The following is a 15,250-nucleotide window of genomic DNA, read 5'->3' as shown; positions in this document are numbered from 1 at the left end:
TGATCCGGTTAACTCCCGCGATTGACTCGCAATTGGCGCTCGGGCACATGATTACAAATTGCGAATAACTCGCAAATAGTGGCGCCAAGAGATCCCGACATCATGACATTCCGCAAGGCCCTGTTCTGGACCCATCTGACCCTCGCTATACCCGCGGCGATCTTCATTTTCCTGATGTCCGCGACCGGGGTCCTGATCGCATATGAGCGCTCGATCCTCGGCGCGATCGATGCGAGCCAGACGGTCAGCCCCCAAGACGGCGAAGCTCAGCTCACGGTCGATGAGCTAGCGGTCATCGCTCGAGAGAAAGCTCCTGAGGGAACCAATCCATCTCTCCGCTTCCTGCCAAAAGAAGACAGGACAGTCATTGCCCAGATGGGCCGCCAAGGGCGCGTTATTCTTGATCCCTATACGGGCGAAGAACTGCCCGATCTCTCCGCAAAAGCAGGTGAGTGGTTTCACAAGATTGAGGAATTCCACCGCTGGCTCGCCCTCGAAGGAGATGCGCGAGATACCGGCCGTATGCTGACGGGCGTCTCGAACCTCATCTTCATCTTCCTGATCGTCAGCGGGCTATATCTGTGGATCCCTAAAGTCTTCAAATGGGTGTTCTTCCGCCAGCATCTCTTTTTCCTGAAGAAATACCCGACCGCCAAAGCGCGTGACTATAACTGGCACCATGTCATGGGGATCTGGGCGCTGATCCCGCTCTTCCTGATCGCGACCTCGGCGACCGTGTTCAATTATTCCTGGGCGAATAATCTCGTCTACAAGGCCTTCGGCGAAGAACCGCCCCAGCGCGGACGCCGTGGTGGCGGACCAAGTGAAGAGCCGGCAGCCGAGCCCGAAGGTGATCTGGTTTCACTGCAGACTGCCTTTGAAACCGTTCGTGAGACTGACGCTGGCTGGACGTTGATTGTTGTCGATGTCCCGGCCCCTTCGTCACAGATGGTCCAGATGACGCTGCATAATGGCAACGGCTATCTGCCCGAACAGCGGGTCACCCTTCACTACGACCGCACTTTGGGCGAGATCACGCGTACCGAAGGCTATGAAGAAATGTCGTCGGCCCGAAAGGCGCGCATCTGGCTGCGTTACATCCATACTGGTGAGCAATATGGGATCATCGGCGTGACGATTGCGACACTCGCCTCGCTCGCCGCCTGTTTCCTTGCCTATACGGGTATCGCGCTCGCCTTCCGGCGGCTCATCCTGCCGCTGTTCCGCAAACGGAAGAAAGCCTAGCTTTCCGCGTCCGAATAAGTGCTGCCATGGATACGGACGGCGAAGATGCCATCCGTATCGATCAATAGCGTCACCGAAGGACCAATCGAAAGCTCAAAAGCTTCCGCGCCCTGCCCGGCCATTCGTCCATTTGCGTGCCAGCTATTCTCGCCTTTTTTGGCGATCCGACCATTGCCGTACCACGCGACATCGCCGGAGAATGCCAATCGGCCATCGGCATGCCATGCCTGATTGCCTTTCACGGCTAAACCACCATTCTCATGCCAGACGGTCCCGTCCTTGAACGCGATCCGGCCATCGGGATGCCAGGCAGTGGGCATGGGGAAGCTCCTTATTGTGCCGGAGCCTCCTGCCCGGATTCGGGCGCGGTCAGAAGCTGGGGCGCGCGGTCATCAGCCAGACGATCCACAGCACGGCAAAGAAAGCTGGGAAGCCGCAGGCAAACCAGATCCGGTAGAGCTTGTGGTACCGAGGCGGCAGCGGCTCACCTGACTTGGCCGCCGCCCGCGCCAAATCACGCAGTTGTGCCTGTATCCACACGACCGGCAGCCAGAACATTCCTGTCAGGACATAAAGCCCGATGGAAAGCATCAGCCAGCCTTGCGTCAGCGGCCAGCCAATCGCCTTCGCGAGCAGAAGCCCGGTGATCGGCTGCAGGACGACTGCTGACGCTGTAAAAATCCAGTCTGCGACCACGACTGTGCCTGCAACATGCGCGATGAGTGCCGCGTCTTTTGTCCGATGCGCCATGACCATGAAGAAGGCGATGCCAGCCCCTGTGCCTAACAAGACGGTCGCCCCAATTACATGCGCCCAGCGCAGAAGCTCAATCCAGAGCATTATCTTTTCTCCGTCAGCACAAAGACTGTCAGGGCAAGCGCGAGGGACGGGAAAATCTTGACCAGCGGCCCCATCGGATCACCCCATAGCTCAGGCACGAATAAAGTTGCCGCCGCAAGATACCCCAGAGACAGCATGATGGCCGCCACAGCTGCCCCGCGCACCGTCCTGCGGAACAGGGCGCTCACGCCGATGGCGATATCCGCAAACCCGCCACCGATGACCGACGCTTTTGCCAGCGCCGGCGGGAAGGCCCCGGCAAGCACTGCTGACGCCGCCTCCAGACGCACAAGCCCGATCACCCCCGAGACCATCCAGAAGACAGAAAACGTCAGTAGAAGGACAGGAAAAAGCAAGATCATCCGCGCATAAAACCGTTCCTGTATCGTCGATGGCAACTGGCGCAGCGAGGCATCGAGAGAACTCATCTCGCGGCCTGTATGGGCTCTCCAGATGGCCGGGTCTCCGCGCACGCCTTCATCAAGGACTTTCATTGCCGTCGTCCGGAGCGGCGAACGCCAGCCCAGATGACCGGCCACATCTGCCATTTTTGCAACGCCCCCACCAAGCCATCTCGGTACACGGATCACGGCTCTGGGCGGTGAAAAACCCAGCCATGAACGAAAGGCCAGCACGACATCTTCTAAGCTGTGGCTCTCCTCTTCGACGAGGTCCGCCTCAATCCTGACCGCGCCGCCTTCGACCGCCAGCAGCACGGCATCAGCGACGTGATTGACATGCACCGTCTGCACGGGTGACTTGTCCAGCGCGATCGGCTGAACCCATGGGAAGGCCGCTAGCATCCGCAACAGGCTAGTGCCGCCATAAGCTTGCGGCGACAGGACCAGCCCGGGCTTCAGGATCGTCCATTCGAGGGCGGAGGATTTGAGCGCCGCATCGGCTCCCGCCTTGCTCCGGTAGAATGCCGTCTCCGCCTTTTCCGAAACGCCCGGCGCGGAAATCTGCACAAAGCGGCTTACGCCCGCCTCCGCGCATGCCTCAATAATCGCAGTGATGGCGGCCTCCTGCACAAGAGACACATCATCCTGCCCGCCGGTCTGCAACGCGCCAGCCGCATTCACCACCGCCTCCACACCGGACAGGATATCCCGCCAGTTTTCAGATGCCGTCATCCGGCGCAGGTCTGCGCCAAACCACGCGGCCTCCGGGATCAGCCGCCGCCCAAAACCGGGATCGCGTCCCAACCCTGTCACCTCATGCCCCGCGGCAAGCAGCCGCCGGGTCACCGATGAGCCGATCAGCCCATACCCGCCAAGAACAAGAACACGCATGATTTACGACTGCCCCAATTCGCCAAAACCGGCCAGCCGCTCTGTTGCCACAGCCCCCTTCCCTCGCCCGCTGCTTTGCCCTAAAGGCGCGCGCTTCACCTCATCCGCCCCATCCGTTAGGACGCGCCCATGCCGCATGTCTCTCCCCTGCTCAAAGTCATGATCGACGCCGCCCGTGATGGCGCGAAGGTCCTCCGCCGCGATTTCTACGAGGTCGAGGCCCTGCAGGTGCGCAAGAAAGGCGCCTCGGATTTCGTCTCCAAGGCCGACACTGCCGCCGAAGAAGCCATTGTCCGCACGCTCTCGAAGGCACGCCCGAAATTCGGCTTCATCCTTGAGGAAGGCGATGACATTGAAGGCGCGGACAATTCGAACCGCTTCATCATCGACCCGCTCGATGGCACGACGAACTTCCTGCACGGCATTCCCCAATTCTGCATCTCGATTGCGCTGGAGCGGGATCGTGAGCCCTATGCCGGGGTGATCTTCTGTCCGATCACGGATGAGCTTTTCTATGCCGAACACGGCTTTGGCGCGTATCTGAATGATCGCCGCCTGCGCGTGTCGGGCCGCAATGACCTCTCGGAATCGCTGATCGGCACAGGCCTGCCCTATCAGGGCCGTGCGGGCCGCGAGCTGGCGCTGCAGGAATGCGACCGCGTCCTGTCAAAGACAGCAGGCATCCGCCGCTTCGGCTCGGCCGCCTATGATCTCTGCATGACCGCGATGGGCCGGCTCGATGCCTATTGGGAGCGCGGGCTTCACCCGTGGGATGTCGCCGCCGGCATCGTCATGGTCCGCGAAGCGGGCGGCGAGGTCTCGACCATCGAGGAGAGCAAGGAGCGCCCGCACCTCACGCCCTCGATCCTCGCCTCGAACCACCACCTGCACAGCGCGGTCCGCGACCTCATCCGGGGCTGAGCTTTCAGGACTCCTCGCCTTGCTAAACGGTCGCAGTCAGGTCACTCTCTGCCCCATGAGATGTCTCGGAGGGGATGAGACCGATGAAAGCTTCCGACCTGATGGTGAAGTGCCTCGAAAATGAGGGACTTAAATATATTTTCGGCGTGCCCGGCGAGGAAAATGCCGATTTCATGATGTCCCTTGAGGGGTCATCCATCCAGTTCATTCTGACCCGCCACGAACAGGGCGCCGCCTTCATGGCCGAGGTTTATGGCCGCCTGACGGGCGAGCCGGCGGGCTGTCTGGCAACACTCGGGCCGGGCGCGACGAACCTGATCACCGGGGTCGGCGACTCAAATATGGACCGTGCGCCGATGATAGTGCTGACGGGTCAGGGCTCCAGCTCCCGGCTCCACAAGGAAAGCCACCAGATCATGGATGTGGTCGGCATGTTCGAGCCGGTCACCAAATGGGCGCACCAGATCGTCAATGCCGAAAGCATCCCGGAAGTCATCCGCAAAGCCTTCCGTATTGCCCGTACCGAAAAGCCCGGTGCCGTGCTGATCGAACTGCCCGAAGACGTGGCAAAGCAGGACACGTCTTTCGGCCCGATGAAGGTAACACGCTTCCGCCGCCCCTCCATCGACGACAAGAATGCCGACCAGCTCTATGAGCTCCTCAAAAGCTCGAAACGCCCGGTGATCATCGCGGGCAATGGCGCGATCCGGAAACGTGCGTCCAAACAGCTCCGTGAGCTGTGCGAAGCGACCGGCATCGGGGTCATCTCGACCTTCATGGGCAAGGGCGCGGTCGACATGGACGCCCCCTATTGCCTCTTCACGGTGGGCCTCGGCAGTCGCGATTTCGTGGCAGATGCGATTGACGGCGCCGATGTCATCATCACGCTCGGCTATGACATGGTCGAGTACCACCCGATCCTGTGGAACCCGAACCAGGACCACAAGGTCGTGCATGTCGACTTCATCCCGGCCGAGATCGACCGCTATTACGCGCCATGTCTCGAATGTGTCGGCGACATCGCCCACACGCTCTGGTCCTTGAATGAACGGATCAAGGCCAACGGCCTGCCAAAATATGACCTCTCCTATCAGCATAAAGTCCGCAAGCGGATGGTTGATGATTTCGAGGCGCATAAAGACGACCGCACCAAGGGCATCATTCGCCCCCAGAAAGCCATCTGGGATTTGCGGCAGGTGATGGGGCCGCATGACGTCGCCATTTCTGGCGTCGGCGCGCACAAAATGTGGATGTCCCGCTATTACCAGTGCCACGAACCCAACACCTGCCTCGTGCCGAACGGGTTCTGCTCAATGGGCCTGCCCCTCCCCGGGATCCTGGGCGCCCGTTATTGCCTGCCCGATGACGTCAATATTTTCGGCGTCGCGGGCGATGGCGACTTCATGATGAATGTGCAGGAGATGGAGACCATTCGGCGCTATAATGCCAATGTGAACATCATGGTCTGGGTCGATGGTGGCTATGGCCTGATTGCGTGGAAACAGCACAACCAGTTTGGGAAGCATACGGACCTTGCCTTCGGCAATCCTGATTGGCTCAAACTCGCCGAAGCCTTTGGCTGGCACGGTATCTGGGTTGAGAATTCAGAAGACCTGCAGGGCGGCTTGAAAGAAGCCCTCGCCTATAAGGGGCCGTCCATGGTGATGATCCCGATTGATTATACAGAGAACCTCAAACTGACCAAGCGCCTTGGCGGCATTGAAGTTCACGTCTGAGACAATTTGACTGCGAAAAGGGCTCGGCTTTCACCGCCGAGTCCGTACATTCTGGGGGACGTCAAAGAGGAGTTCCCCGATGCCTGCCGACACCGCCTTTTCGCTTAAAGAGACGTATCCGTATTATCTCGCCAATGAGGCGCGGCAGCCCAATACCGATCTTGACGTCACGGACAAATATACAGGCGAGGTCGCAACCCGCGTCGCCATGGCGGACGAAGCGGCGATCGATGAGGCGATTGCCCATGCCGTCACCGCCGCCGAACCGATGGCTGCCCTTAAATCCTATCAGCGCCGCGAAGTGCTCGACCATTGTGTCGCCCGCTTCACCGAGCGCTTTGACGAATTGGCCGCGGCCCTGACCGTCGAAGCAGGAAAGCCAATCAATGACAGCCGCGGCGAAGTCACCCGCCTGATCGAAACCTTCCGCATTGCCGCAGGCGAGGCGGAGCGCATCTATGGCGAGGTCATGCCGCTCGACAATGCTGCGCGCGCGGCCAATTATCAGGGCATGTGGAAGCGCGTGCCGATTGGTCCGTGCTCCTTCATTTCGCCCTTCAACTTCCCCCTCAATCTTGCCGCGCATAAGGTCGCCCCGGCGCTGGCTGTCGGCTGCCCCTTTGTCCTCAAACCAGCGAGCCTGACCCCGATTGGCGCGCTCATCATCGGTGAAGTGCTGGCCGAAACGGACCTGCCGAAAGGCGCGTTCTCGATCCTGCCCGCGCATCGCGAAGGCGCCGCTCTGTTCACGGAAGACCCCCGCTTCAAGCTTATCTCCTTTACAGGTTCGCCCGGTGTCGGCTGGGATCTCAAAGCCAAAGCCGGCAAGAAGCCGATCATTCTGGAATTGGGCGGCAATGCGGCCGTCATTGTCGAGGACTGGGATATTACCGACGCCGTTGACCGGATCATCTTCGGTGCCTTCTATCAGTCAGGGCAAAGCTGCATCTCGGCCCAGCGCTGCCTCATCCGCGATGAGCTTTATGACGAGACAAAAGCCGCGCTTGTCAAAAAAGTCAGTCAGCTGAAATCCGGCGACCCGCGCAAGGAAGATACTTTTGTCGGCCCGATCATCTCGAAAAAAGAAGCCGACCGGATCGAAAGCTGGATCGAACAGGCAAAGGAAAAAGGCGCAACCGTCCTGACCGGCGGCAAGCGCGAAGGCAATGTCATCGAAGCGACGATCCTTGAGAATGTCCCCGCCGATTGCGACATTGTCAGCGAAGAGGCCTTCGGCCCCGTCCTCGTGATCGATAAGTATAAGGACTATGACGAAGCGCTGGCCCGCACTAATGACAGCCAGTTCGGCTTGCAAGCCGGGATCTTCACCCGGGATCTCTACAAGGCGCACAAGGCTTGGGATACGCTGGATGTCGGCGGCGTGATCATCGGCGATGTGCCGTCCTGGCGGGTCGATCACATGCCCTATGGCGGGGTGAAAGAATCCGGCCTCGGCCGCGAGGGCATCCGCTTTGCCATCGAAGACATGACCGAAATCCGCCTGATGGCGATCAGGACGCCGTGATATAAGGAGAGTGCGCTTCCTCCCCCGTGGCGGAGGTATCGGCGCAGCCGACGGAGGGGGCACAACATCCAGCGATGATCTGGGGATGACACGCCCCCATCCCCTCGCTTTGCTCGGGACTTCCCCCACAGGGGGAAGAAAGATTGGTTCTGAATGAAACAATTTGCCGACCTCGGCGACGGTATCCGTCATTACCCGCACTACCTTGAGGCCGATATCCAAAGAGAACTGGCGCAGGATGTCTTCACCCGTGCAGAACACCTGTGGCTCTCGCCCGTCACGCCGGGCGGCCAACCTTTCTCTGTCCGCCAGATGAATTTCGGACCATTGGGCTGGGTCTCTGACCGGCAGGGCTATCGCTACCAGCCCCACCACCCCGACGTCGGCGTCCCTTGGCCGGATATGCCCGCGACAATGCGCAAACTCTGGGCGGACCTCCTCCCCGGCGCCCCGCCCCCACAATGCTGTCTCCTTAATCATTATCAGGACACGGCCAAAATGGGCCTTCACCGCGATGCAGATGAGAAGGATCAGGACACCCCGATCCTGTCGGTTTCACTCGGTGCCCCAGCCCGTTTCCGCATTGGCGGGGCCAAACGCGGCGGGCCGACCCGCAGCGTCGTTCTCGGCACTGGCGATGTCATCATTCTGTCGGGTCCTTCGCGGCGTTTCTATCACGGCATTGACCGCCTCCTGCCCGCCGATGATCTCTTCGCCCCTGACCTTGGTTTTGACGGCCGCCTCAATCTCACCCTGCGGCGGGTGACGCGAGACTGATCTCTGTACCCGCTCATCCCCGGGCGAGAAGGGGGCTGCTAGTCTGGGATCGCATTCTCATTTCAAATATGGAGGCAGACCATTCACCTCGCATATCTCCCTCTCTTGCCAGTCTTCCAGGACAGTCTTGCCTTGAATAAATAGTTGTGCAATCTGATACGCACAACCATTTGGATGGGGGGGGGGTGGAGGGGCACAGGTTCATAGAAATCATGATGGCTAGTATGCTGATGGCATCGCAAAGCTGGGAAGATACGTGTACGAGCAATCCAGATGGAGGCCTTTATGGAGAAGAAACATGCCCTTCTTCCTCGCCTGATGAGCCAATAGGCGATCCAGGTGGATCAGGTTTACCGGGAGGAGGAGGCCCAACTCCACTAGATCCACCAGTCGATTCTGATACAGGACCACTCACCCCGTGTCAGCAGACCAATCAAGCAGTAGAACTAATAGTCAACTCGAAACTACCAGAGCTCTGGAGCAAATGCTTAAACGGTAATGAGCACGGCTTCCTTGTCTATCGTGACTCAAATGGGGTATTACAGACAACAAGTATATATACTGACGGATTGCAAAGTAGTATAACACATAGACCATCAGATCACAATATTACGTGGTCTGACGTAGAGGCCGTCGTCCATTGCCATCCGAGTGGAAATATCACTGACGGCAGTATGGCGCTTGATATTGAAATGCTAGATGATATCGCGTCATTATCGGGCAACACGAGAATTCGATTGATCGCTACGAATTCAACCGGCCAAAATATGAAGCAATTAGTCAGCTGTCCAACTTCAAGTGATTGAGAGAAATCCATGCACACTAAGATCATCATAGGAGCAATATGCTTGGTCCTTTCGGCTAATGCTTGTGCAGCAAGCTCGTCGGAAACAAGTATTTCAATGTCCCAGCCTCTCTCAACCTCTGACCCAAGGCCACCGCTCGTTCATCAATTCTCCTCTTCCGGCAATTGCCAGAACTACCGCTTTCACATAGCAGGTTCACATGTCAGAACGCATCCTGAGGGATGGAGAAGCAAATCGGAAATCGATTCACTTTCTATATGGCACAAGGAACAAAAAATCAGTGTACCATCTGATTTTCTAACCCTCCCCTCAACTGACAAAATCATAGAGGTCATTCCTGAATGCGCCGAAGGCACTGACTTCCTAACGATATCCATTCTCCTAAAAAGAACAAAACGAACCGACACCGCCCTCGGCTATGGCTTCCTTTTGAAGACGATCACATTCAGCGGCACGGAATTATCAAAAAGCTACGAGGAGACACTAACCTCGGACCAAGTGCTGGCCGTGCTAGATTGACAATCCCTGTCGATAACTCGCTCTCGTGAAATCCGAATCACCTCACTATGACTCGGTTATGCCCGATGGAAGCGCCCTCACCCCGCCGCAGGAAGAGAAGATCCCCTACTCGATCGAGGCCGAACAGGCCGTGCTCGGGGCGATCCTCTTTGACAATGAAGTCTTCTACCGGGTCTCCAGCTTCCTCAAGCCCGAGCATTTCTACGACCCCGTCCACGCCATGCTCTATGAGGCGATCGACAAGCTGATCCTCAAGGGGAAGCTCGCCTCACCGGTCATGCTCAACACCTATCTGGGCGATGAGCCGGCCTTCAAGGATGTCGGCGGCGAGCAATATCTGACGACGCTGGCCCGCTCGGTCCCCTCGACCGTGGGCGCGGCCGATTATGCCCGTGTCGTCTTCGATCTTGCGACCTCGCGCGGGCTCATCCGTCTGGGCACGGACATGATCGAGAAGGCCCGCGCCGCCGATATTGACGAGGATCCGCAAGCCCAGCTCGCCAGCGCCGAGGCCGAGCTTTACGCCCTTGCCGAGACCGGCCGTTATGGCTCGGGCTTTGAGAAATTCGAGAATGCGCTGAAAGTCGCGATCGAGCTGACCAATGCCGCCTATCAGCGGGGCGGCGGCCTTGCCGGGGTGTCATCGGGCTTTCGCGATCTCGACCAGAAAATGGGTGGCCTTCACCCCTCCGACCTCATCATCCTCGCCGGGCGTCCCTCCATGGGGAAGACAGCGCTTGCCACCAATATCGCGGTGAACGCTGCCCGCGCCTATGTGCCGGAGACGCTGCCTGACGGCACGATCAAGGCAAAGGAAGGCGCGATTGTCGGCATGTTCTCGCTCGAGATGTCAGCCGAGCAGCTCGCCGGCCGGATCCTGTCGGAATTCTCTGGCGTGCCCTCCGAGCGTATCCGCCGGGGCGATATCGATCAGGCCGATTTCGAGCGCATTTATGACGCCGCGCGGGAGCTCAATGATCTGCCGCTGCATATTGACGATACGGGCGGCCTTTCCATCGGGCAGGTCGCCGCCCGTGCCCGGCGCCTCAAGCGCCAGCACGGCCTTGGCCTTCTTGTCATCGACTACCTCCAGCTTCTCTCGGGCTCCAAAAAGGCCGGCGAGAACCGGGTGCAGGAGCTGACCGAGATCACGACCGGCATGAAGGCGCTGGCCAAGGAACTGAACGTGCCGATCCTCGCCCTCTCCCAGCTGTCGCGGCAGGTTGAGGCCCGAGAGGACAAGCGCCCCCAGCTCTCCGACCTGAGGGAATCGGGCTCGATCGAGCAGGACGCCGACGTCGTGATGTTCGTCTATCGCGAGGAATACTACCTTGGCCGTCAGGAGCCCAAGGAGAACACGCCCGAGCATATCGAATGGCAGGAGCAGATCAGCCAGGTCATGGGTCAGGGCGAGGTCATCCTCGGCAAGCAGCGTCACGGTCCCATCGGCTCGGTTAAGCTGGCCTTCGACGCCAAGCGCACCCGCTTTGGCGACCTTGCGCAGGAAGACCACTATCCCGATCCGGGCATGTAGGCCCTTGCGCCGATCCCCGGTCGGCGCTTTGAACGGGACATGTTTGCACCACGAGAAGACTGGGAAGAGCAGAAAGCCCGCTTTGCGGTCGATGACCGCCTGCGCCTGCCGGGCGCCCTGCCCGAAGCGCTGGCCGAAGACATCCACGGTCTGCTCAGCCATGCGAGCTTTGCCACAATGCTGGCCCGGAATGGTCAGGGTGTTGCCCTCGGCGAGGGCGATATCTCCAGCATGACGCCGGAGCAGCGAACGCAATTGATCAGGGATGTCTACAAAGATGCCGGGCATGGCTCGGGCTTTTTATATGATGGCCACCAGCTCGCCGGTTCATCGGACCCCGCGATGCAGGGCATCCTTGCACGGATCAATGCGCCCGAAACGCTGGAGCGGGTGCGCGAGCTGACAGGCATCACCGACATCACACATGCCGATGGGCAGGCGACGCGCTATCGCGGCGGGCATTTTCTGACCCGGCACAAGGATGACCCCGGCGGCCAGCAGCGCCGGATTGCCTATGTCCTCAGTCTCACGAAAAACTGGCATCCTGACTGGGGCGGGCTTCTGCAGTTCTTTGAGAATGATGGCCGCCCGCGAGATGCCTGGGCGCCGGGCTGGAATATTTTGTCGATGTTCAATGTCCGGCATATCCATTCAGTGACCTATGTGACGCCCTTTGCAGGAGCCGACAGGCTGTCCGTGACCGGATGGTTTCGCGCAGGAGAGCCTTCGTGACCGCCTCCCCCCTTGCCCGGCTGACGGTCGATCTGGCCGCCATGGGCCGCAATTTCGATGCCCTCCAGTCCCATGCCGGGGACGCCGAAGTCGCGCCGGTTCTGAAGGCCGATGCTTACGGGATTGGCAGTCAGGTCAGAACGCCAGTTACCGATTATCTTTACACGCACAAAAATGTCCGCACGATCTTTGTCGCGACCTTTGCCGAGGCAACGAGCCTGATGCTGACCAGTGGCCGGTCAGGCCAGGAGATCACGGTCTATGCGCTGAACGGCTATGCCGGGGAGCCGCGCCGCGCCGAATGGGAGGCAACGCCGGTCCTCTCTTCGCCCGCTCAGGCTCGCGCATGGCAGGAAAGCGGCGGGGGCCCTTGCGGCATCGCGCTTGATATCGGGATGAACCGGCTCGGCATGTCGATTGACGAGGCGCTGGCCCTGCCCGCCTCTGCCGGGCTTGATCCGCACAGCATCACGCTGGTCGTCATGCACCTCTCCCATGCGGGCGAGCCGGCGGCGAAGGAGAATGCGGCGCAGGCGGAGCTTTTTGCCAAATGGTCGGGCGCGCTTGAGGCCGCCTATCCGCAGGCGCGGTTCAGTCTTTCGAATTCTGGCGGGCTGATGATGGACCTGCCTGCCGCCCAGCAGGTCGTGCGCCCCGGCTACGCGCTTTATGGTGGCGCGCCGGACGGCAACCCTGACCATGCGCTTGAATCCGTGGCGAGCTTTACCGCCCCCGTCATCATGACCCGCGAGGTTACCCCCGGCGAGACCGCAGGCTATGGCGGCACATGGACGGCGAAACGCCCCTCGCGGCTGGCAACAATCGGCGCAGGCTATGCCGATGGATATATGCGTGCCCTGAGCAATAAGGGCGTCGTCTGGCTCGGCGGTGCAGAATGCCCCGTGGCGGGCATTGTCTCGATGGACCTTGTCACCATCGATATCACCGATGCGCCAGCGCCCATCTCCCCCGGCGACAGGGCGGAGCTTTTCGGCGAGCACATAAAACTCGACCGGCTGGCAGGGCTTGCTGACACCATCGGCTATGAGCTTCTCACCGCCGTCGGTAACCGCGTCGAGCGCGTCTATACGATGTAATTGGTCCTCGTTCTTCGAGGGCCCTTCGGCCATCTCAGAATGAGGACAGCCTCACCCTGAGGTGCGAGCGAAGCGAGCCTCGAAGGGCGAGGCGTTAGGCGCGGCTCAATTCCAGAAACCGCACCACGTCATCAAAATCCCGGCGGATATTGGCGGCACGTGCGGCGGCTTCTTCATCGACGCCCCATTTTTCTTCCTGATACGTCTCATCGAGACGCGCCGCCGCAAAGACCTCTTCGGCATTCGCCTCCCCGCCCTCAAGCGCGAACGCCAGCGCGGCGGAGCCCGTGATCTCGGTCAGCAGTTTGACTGCGTAAAGCTCCCCGGCGGCAAGCTGGGACAACCGCTCCCCGGCACAGCGTTTGAGCCCGTCGGGCTGCTCGACCGCCATGATCCCTTCGGTCACGGTAAAGCGCTCGCCCCAACGCGCGCCCAGCCGATCGAGCACGGGTTGCCAGAGATCGGCCTGACGCTTGGCAAGCTCCGCATCCGGCGCGCGGTAGCAAAGAAGATCCGAGCCCAGATAAGAAAGCACCGTGTCCGTCCATTGCGTCCGGCCCGCCGCCCCGCCATCAAGCGCAAAGCCCTGAAGCCGGGTCAGCGGCATGGTCGCAAGATCGATCACTTCATCCTGCGCTGTCCATTCAGCCGCAATCGCCTCGGCCAGCGGTTTTTGTGGGGCGCCAAGTGGAGCACGTCCGGCGGTTTTCGCTATCCGGCCATCAAGGGCGATCAGATATCCCCCCTCGCCCTCGCTTAAGGTAACATCCGTATAGAACCGTTTGGGTTTACTCTCACTCATCGGGCCATTCCAAAGCTTCGGGCTGCTCAAAGGAGAAAAGCTTCCACGTCTCATCCATATGCCCGGTCAGCGGCGCGGTCAGCGTGACGGGGCGTCCGCCCGGACGCGGCACGATCATCTCCCGGCAGAAAAGATGCATCTTGTGGGCAAGCCCCTCCATCACGGCATGCTCGCCGCCATATTTCCGGTCACCGACAATCGGCGTGTTGAGCGCGGAGAGATGCACCCGGATCTGGTGGGTCCGCCCGGTATGGGGGCGAAGGGCGACAAAGGCTGCCTTCTGTCCCGCCGTCTCGACCACCTGATAATCCGTCAGCGCCTTTTTGCCGTCTTTCGTGCCGCGCATTTTCTCGCGGCCCTCGGCGCCGCTTTTCTCAAGCGCCATATCGATCCGGCCTTTGTCAGGCTGCGGCACACCGCTTGTCAGCGCCCAATAGGTCTTGAGGACACGGTGTTTCTGAAATGCCTCCATCAGGAAGGCCGCCGATTTGCGCGATTTGGCGAGCACCAGCACCCCGCCCGTATCACGGTCGAGCCGGTGGACGAGCCGCGGCCGGTCCTCGCCCTCACCAAAGGCGCCGAGCATGCCGTCGATATGCCGGGTCGTCTTCGCCCCGCCCTGCACGGCCAGCCCGAAGGGTTTGTTCAGGACAAGGATGTCCCGGTCTTCAAACAGGACCAGCGAGCGGACAAAGGCCTTGTCCTCGGCATCTGGTGCGGATTTGGCTTTGGGTGGCCGCGCGGCTTTTTCCTCGAGCGGCGGAATGCGGATCACCTCGCCCGCCTCAACCCGTCGGTCAGCCTTCGCTCGGCCCCCATCGACACGCACCTGCCCCTTGCGCAGGAGCTTTTGCAGCTGGCCATGGCCGAGCGCGGGGAAATGCTGCTTGAACCAGCGATCAAGGCGCTGGCCCGAATCGGCTTCCTTCACCGTGATGTTCTGTACGCCGCTCAAGACAGAGACCCCCGCGACATCAGGAGCCCGAGAAGGAACGCCATCACCGATAAGGATACCGACAGCGCCATATAAAGCGCGGCGATCCCGATCCCTCGGTCCCGGAACAAGACCACAATATCGAGCGCGAAGGTCGAGAAGGTCGTGAACGCGCCGCAGATCCCCATCATGATGAAGAGCGCGACGGCGCTATCCTTGTTCGACAAAAGCCCCGCTGCCAGCCCGAGCGCGAGCGAGCCCGCGACATTGACGCCGAGCGTCGACCACGCCGCCTCCGCGCCATGCCAGGCCGAAAGACCGCGATGGACCGCGTAGCGCGCCATCGCACCAATTGCGCCGCCTGCGCCAACTGCAAGTAAAGAAGCCATGTTCATGGCGGCGGCCATAGCCGCTTCGGCTGCGGCTGGCCAGATTGGCCCTCGCCCTTTGCGCTCCCCAAACGGGTCAGCTATCAACGTGCCCGGAGACC

At 60.3% G+C, this 15,250-nt stretch carries 16 protein-coding genes; 10 read left to right on the top strand and 6 right to left on the bottom strand.

The features are described 5' to 3' along the window. The first annotated feature begins 102 nt into the window (after positions 1-102). Positions 103-1,245, top strand: coding sequence for a PepSY-associated TM helix domain-containing protein (locus DX908_RS14630; protein WP_116393232.1), 1,143 nt, complete (start codon positions 103-105; stop codon positions 1,243-1,245). On the opposite strand, the gene DX908_RS14625 is transcribed toward DX908_RS14630, so the two are convergent. Genes DX908_RS14625 through DX908_RS14615 form a run of 3 tightly spaced genes read right to left on the bottom strand, consistent with a single transcriptional unit; the run spans position 1,242 to position 3,377 of the window. After that, positions 1,242-1,565, bottom strand: a complete 324-nt coding sequence (locus DX908_RS14625; protein ID WP_116393231.1) for a toxin-antitoxin system YwqK family antitoxin — start codon at positions 1,563-1,565, stop codon at positions 1,242-1,244. The two genes, DX908_RS14630 and DX908_RS14625, sit on opposite strands and share 4 nt — an antisense overlap. A gap of 49 nt (positions 1,566-1,614) precedes the next feature. Next, complete coding sequence (locus DX908_RS14620; RefSeq protein ID WP_116393230.1) at positions 1,615-2,085, bottom strand: DUF2269 family protein; 471 nt, start codon at positions 2,083-2,085, stop codon at positions 1,615-1,617. Continuing rightward, positions 2,085-3,377: an SDR family oxidoreductase gene (locus tag DX908_RS14615; RefSeq protein WP_116393229.1), complete on the bottom strand. Its 1,293-nt coding sequence runs from the start codon at positions 3,375-3,377 to the stop codon at positions 2,085-2,087. Before DX908_RS14615 ends, DX908_RS14620 begins: the two co-directional genes overlap by 1 nt. Before the next feature lie 129 nt (positions 3,378-3,506). On the opposite strand from DX908_RS14615, the gene DX908_RS14610 reads away from it, so the two are divergent. The 9 genes from DX908_RS14610 (at position 3,507) to alr (ending at position 13,024) form a co-directional block, all read left to right on the top strand. After that, positions 3,507-4,298, top strand: a complete 792-nt coding sequence (locus tag DX908_RS14610) for an inositol monophosphatase family protein (RefSeq protein ID WP_116393228.1) — start codon at positions 3,507-3,509, stop codon at positions 4,296-4,298. 83 nt (positions 4,299-4,381) lie between these two features. Next, the gene (locus tag DX908_RS14605; protein ID WP_116393227.1) at positions 4,382-6,034 is read left to right on the top strand and encodes an acetolactate synthase large subunit; all 1,653 of its coding nucleotides are present in this window, start codon (positions 4,382-4,384) and stop codon (positions 6,032-6,034) included. Between the two features lie 79 nt (positions 6,035-6,113). Beyond that, entirely contained in the window at positions 6,114-7,559 is a 1,446-nt protein-coding gene (locus DX908_RS14600) for an aldehyde dehydrogenase family protein (protein ID WP_116393226.1), read from the top strand. Positions 7,560-7,712: 153 nt separating this feature from the next. Continuing rightward, entirely contained in the window at positions 7,713-8,336 is a 624-nt protein-coding gene (locus DX908_RS14595; protein ID WP_116393225.1) for an alpha-ketoglutarate-dependent dioxygenase AlkB, read from the top strand. A gap of 224 nt (positions 8,337-8,560) precedes the next feature. Further along, positions 8,561-9,142: a hypothetical protein gene (locus DX908_RS16365; RefSeq protein WP_158548851.1), complete on the top strand. Its 582-nt coding sequence runs from the start codon at positions 8,561-8,563 to the stop codon at positions 9,140-9,142. Between the two features lie 9 nt (positions 9,143-9,151). Beyond that, on the top strand, positions 9,152-9,661 hold the full coding sequence (locus DX908_RS16190) for a hypothetical protein (RefSeq protein ID WP_147303823.1): 510 nt from the start codon (positions 9,152-9,154) through the stop codon (positions 9,659-9,661). A gap of 58 nt (positions 9,662-9,719) precedes the next feature. Next, positions 9,720-11,195 (top strand): replicative DNA helicase, encoded by a 1,476-nt coding sequence (locus DX908_RS14590; protein ID WP_116393224.1) that lies wholly within the window; start codon positions 9,720-9,722, stop codon positions 11,193-11,195. Between the two features lie 39 nt (positions 11,196-11,234). Continuing rightward, a complete protein-coding gene (locus DX908_RS14585; RefSeq protein WP_116393223.1) occupies positions 11,235-11,927 on the top strand; it encodes a 2OG-Fe(II) oxygenase family protein in 693 nt (230 codons plus the stop codon). Beyond that, positions 11,924-13,024: an alanine racemase gene (gene alr / locus DX908_RS14580; protein WP_158548850.1), complete on the top strand. Its 1,101-nt coding sequence runs from the start codon at positions 11,924-11,926 to the stop codon at positions 13,022-13,024. Before DX908_RS14585 ends, alr begins: the two co-directional genes overlap by 4 nt. Positions 13,025-13,118: 94 nt before the next feature. Here alr and DX908_RS14575 read toward each other — a convergent pair whose 3' ends face one another. From DX908_RS14575 to DX908_RS14565, 3 genes are read right to left on the bottom strand one after another with little or no spacing between them, the layout of a single operon-like run. Then, positions 13,119-13,826, bottom strand: a complete 708-nt coding sequence (locus DX908_RS14575; RefSeq protein ID WP_158548848.1) for an ATP12 family chaperone protein — start codon at positions 13,824-13,826, stop codon at positions 13,119-13,121. Continuing rightward, positions 13,819-14,781 carry an RluA family pseudouridine synthase gene (locus tag DX908_RS14570; protein ID WP_116393220.1) on the bottom strand — a complete coding sequence of 321 codons (963 nt, stop codon included), beginning with the start codon at positions 14,779-14,781 and terminating at the stop codon, positions 13,819-13,821. Before DX908_RS14570 ends, DX908_RS14575 begins: the two co-directional genes overlap by 8 nt. Then, entirely contained in the window at positions 14,778-15,149 is a 372-nt protein-coding gene (locus DX908_RS14565; RefSeq protein ID WP_158548846.1) for a fluoride efflux transporter FluC, read from the bottom strand. The genes DX908_RS14570 and DX908_RS14565 overlap by 4 nt, the downstream gene beginning before the upstream one ends. Between the last annotated feature and the right edge of the window lie 101 nt (positions 15,150-15,250).

Origin of the sequence: Parvularcula marina, from assembly GCF_003399445.1 — a bacterium.
In the GTDB taxonomy this organism is placed as follows: domain Bacteria; phylum Pseudomonadota; class Alphaproteobacteria; order Caulobacterales; family Parvularculaceae; genus Parvularcula; species Parvularcula marina.
This window is presented reverse-complemented; position numbering and strand designations above follow the sequence as displayed.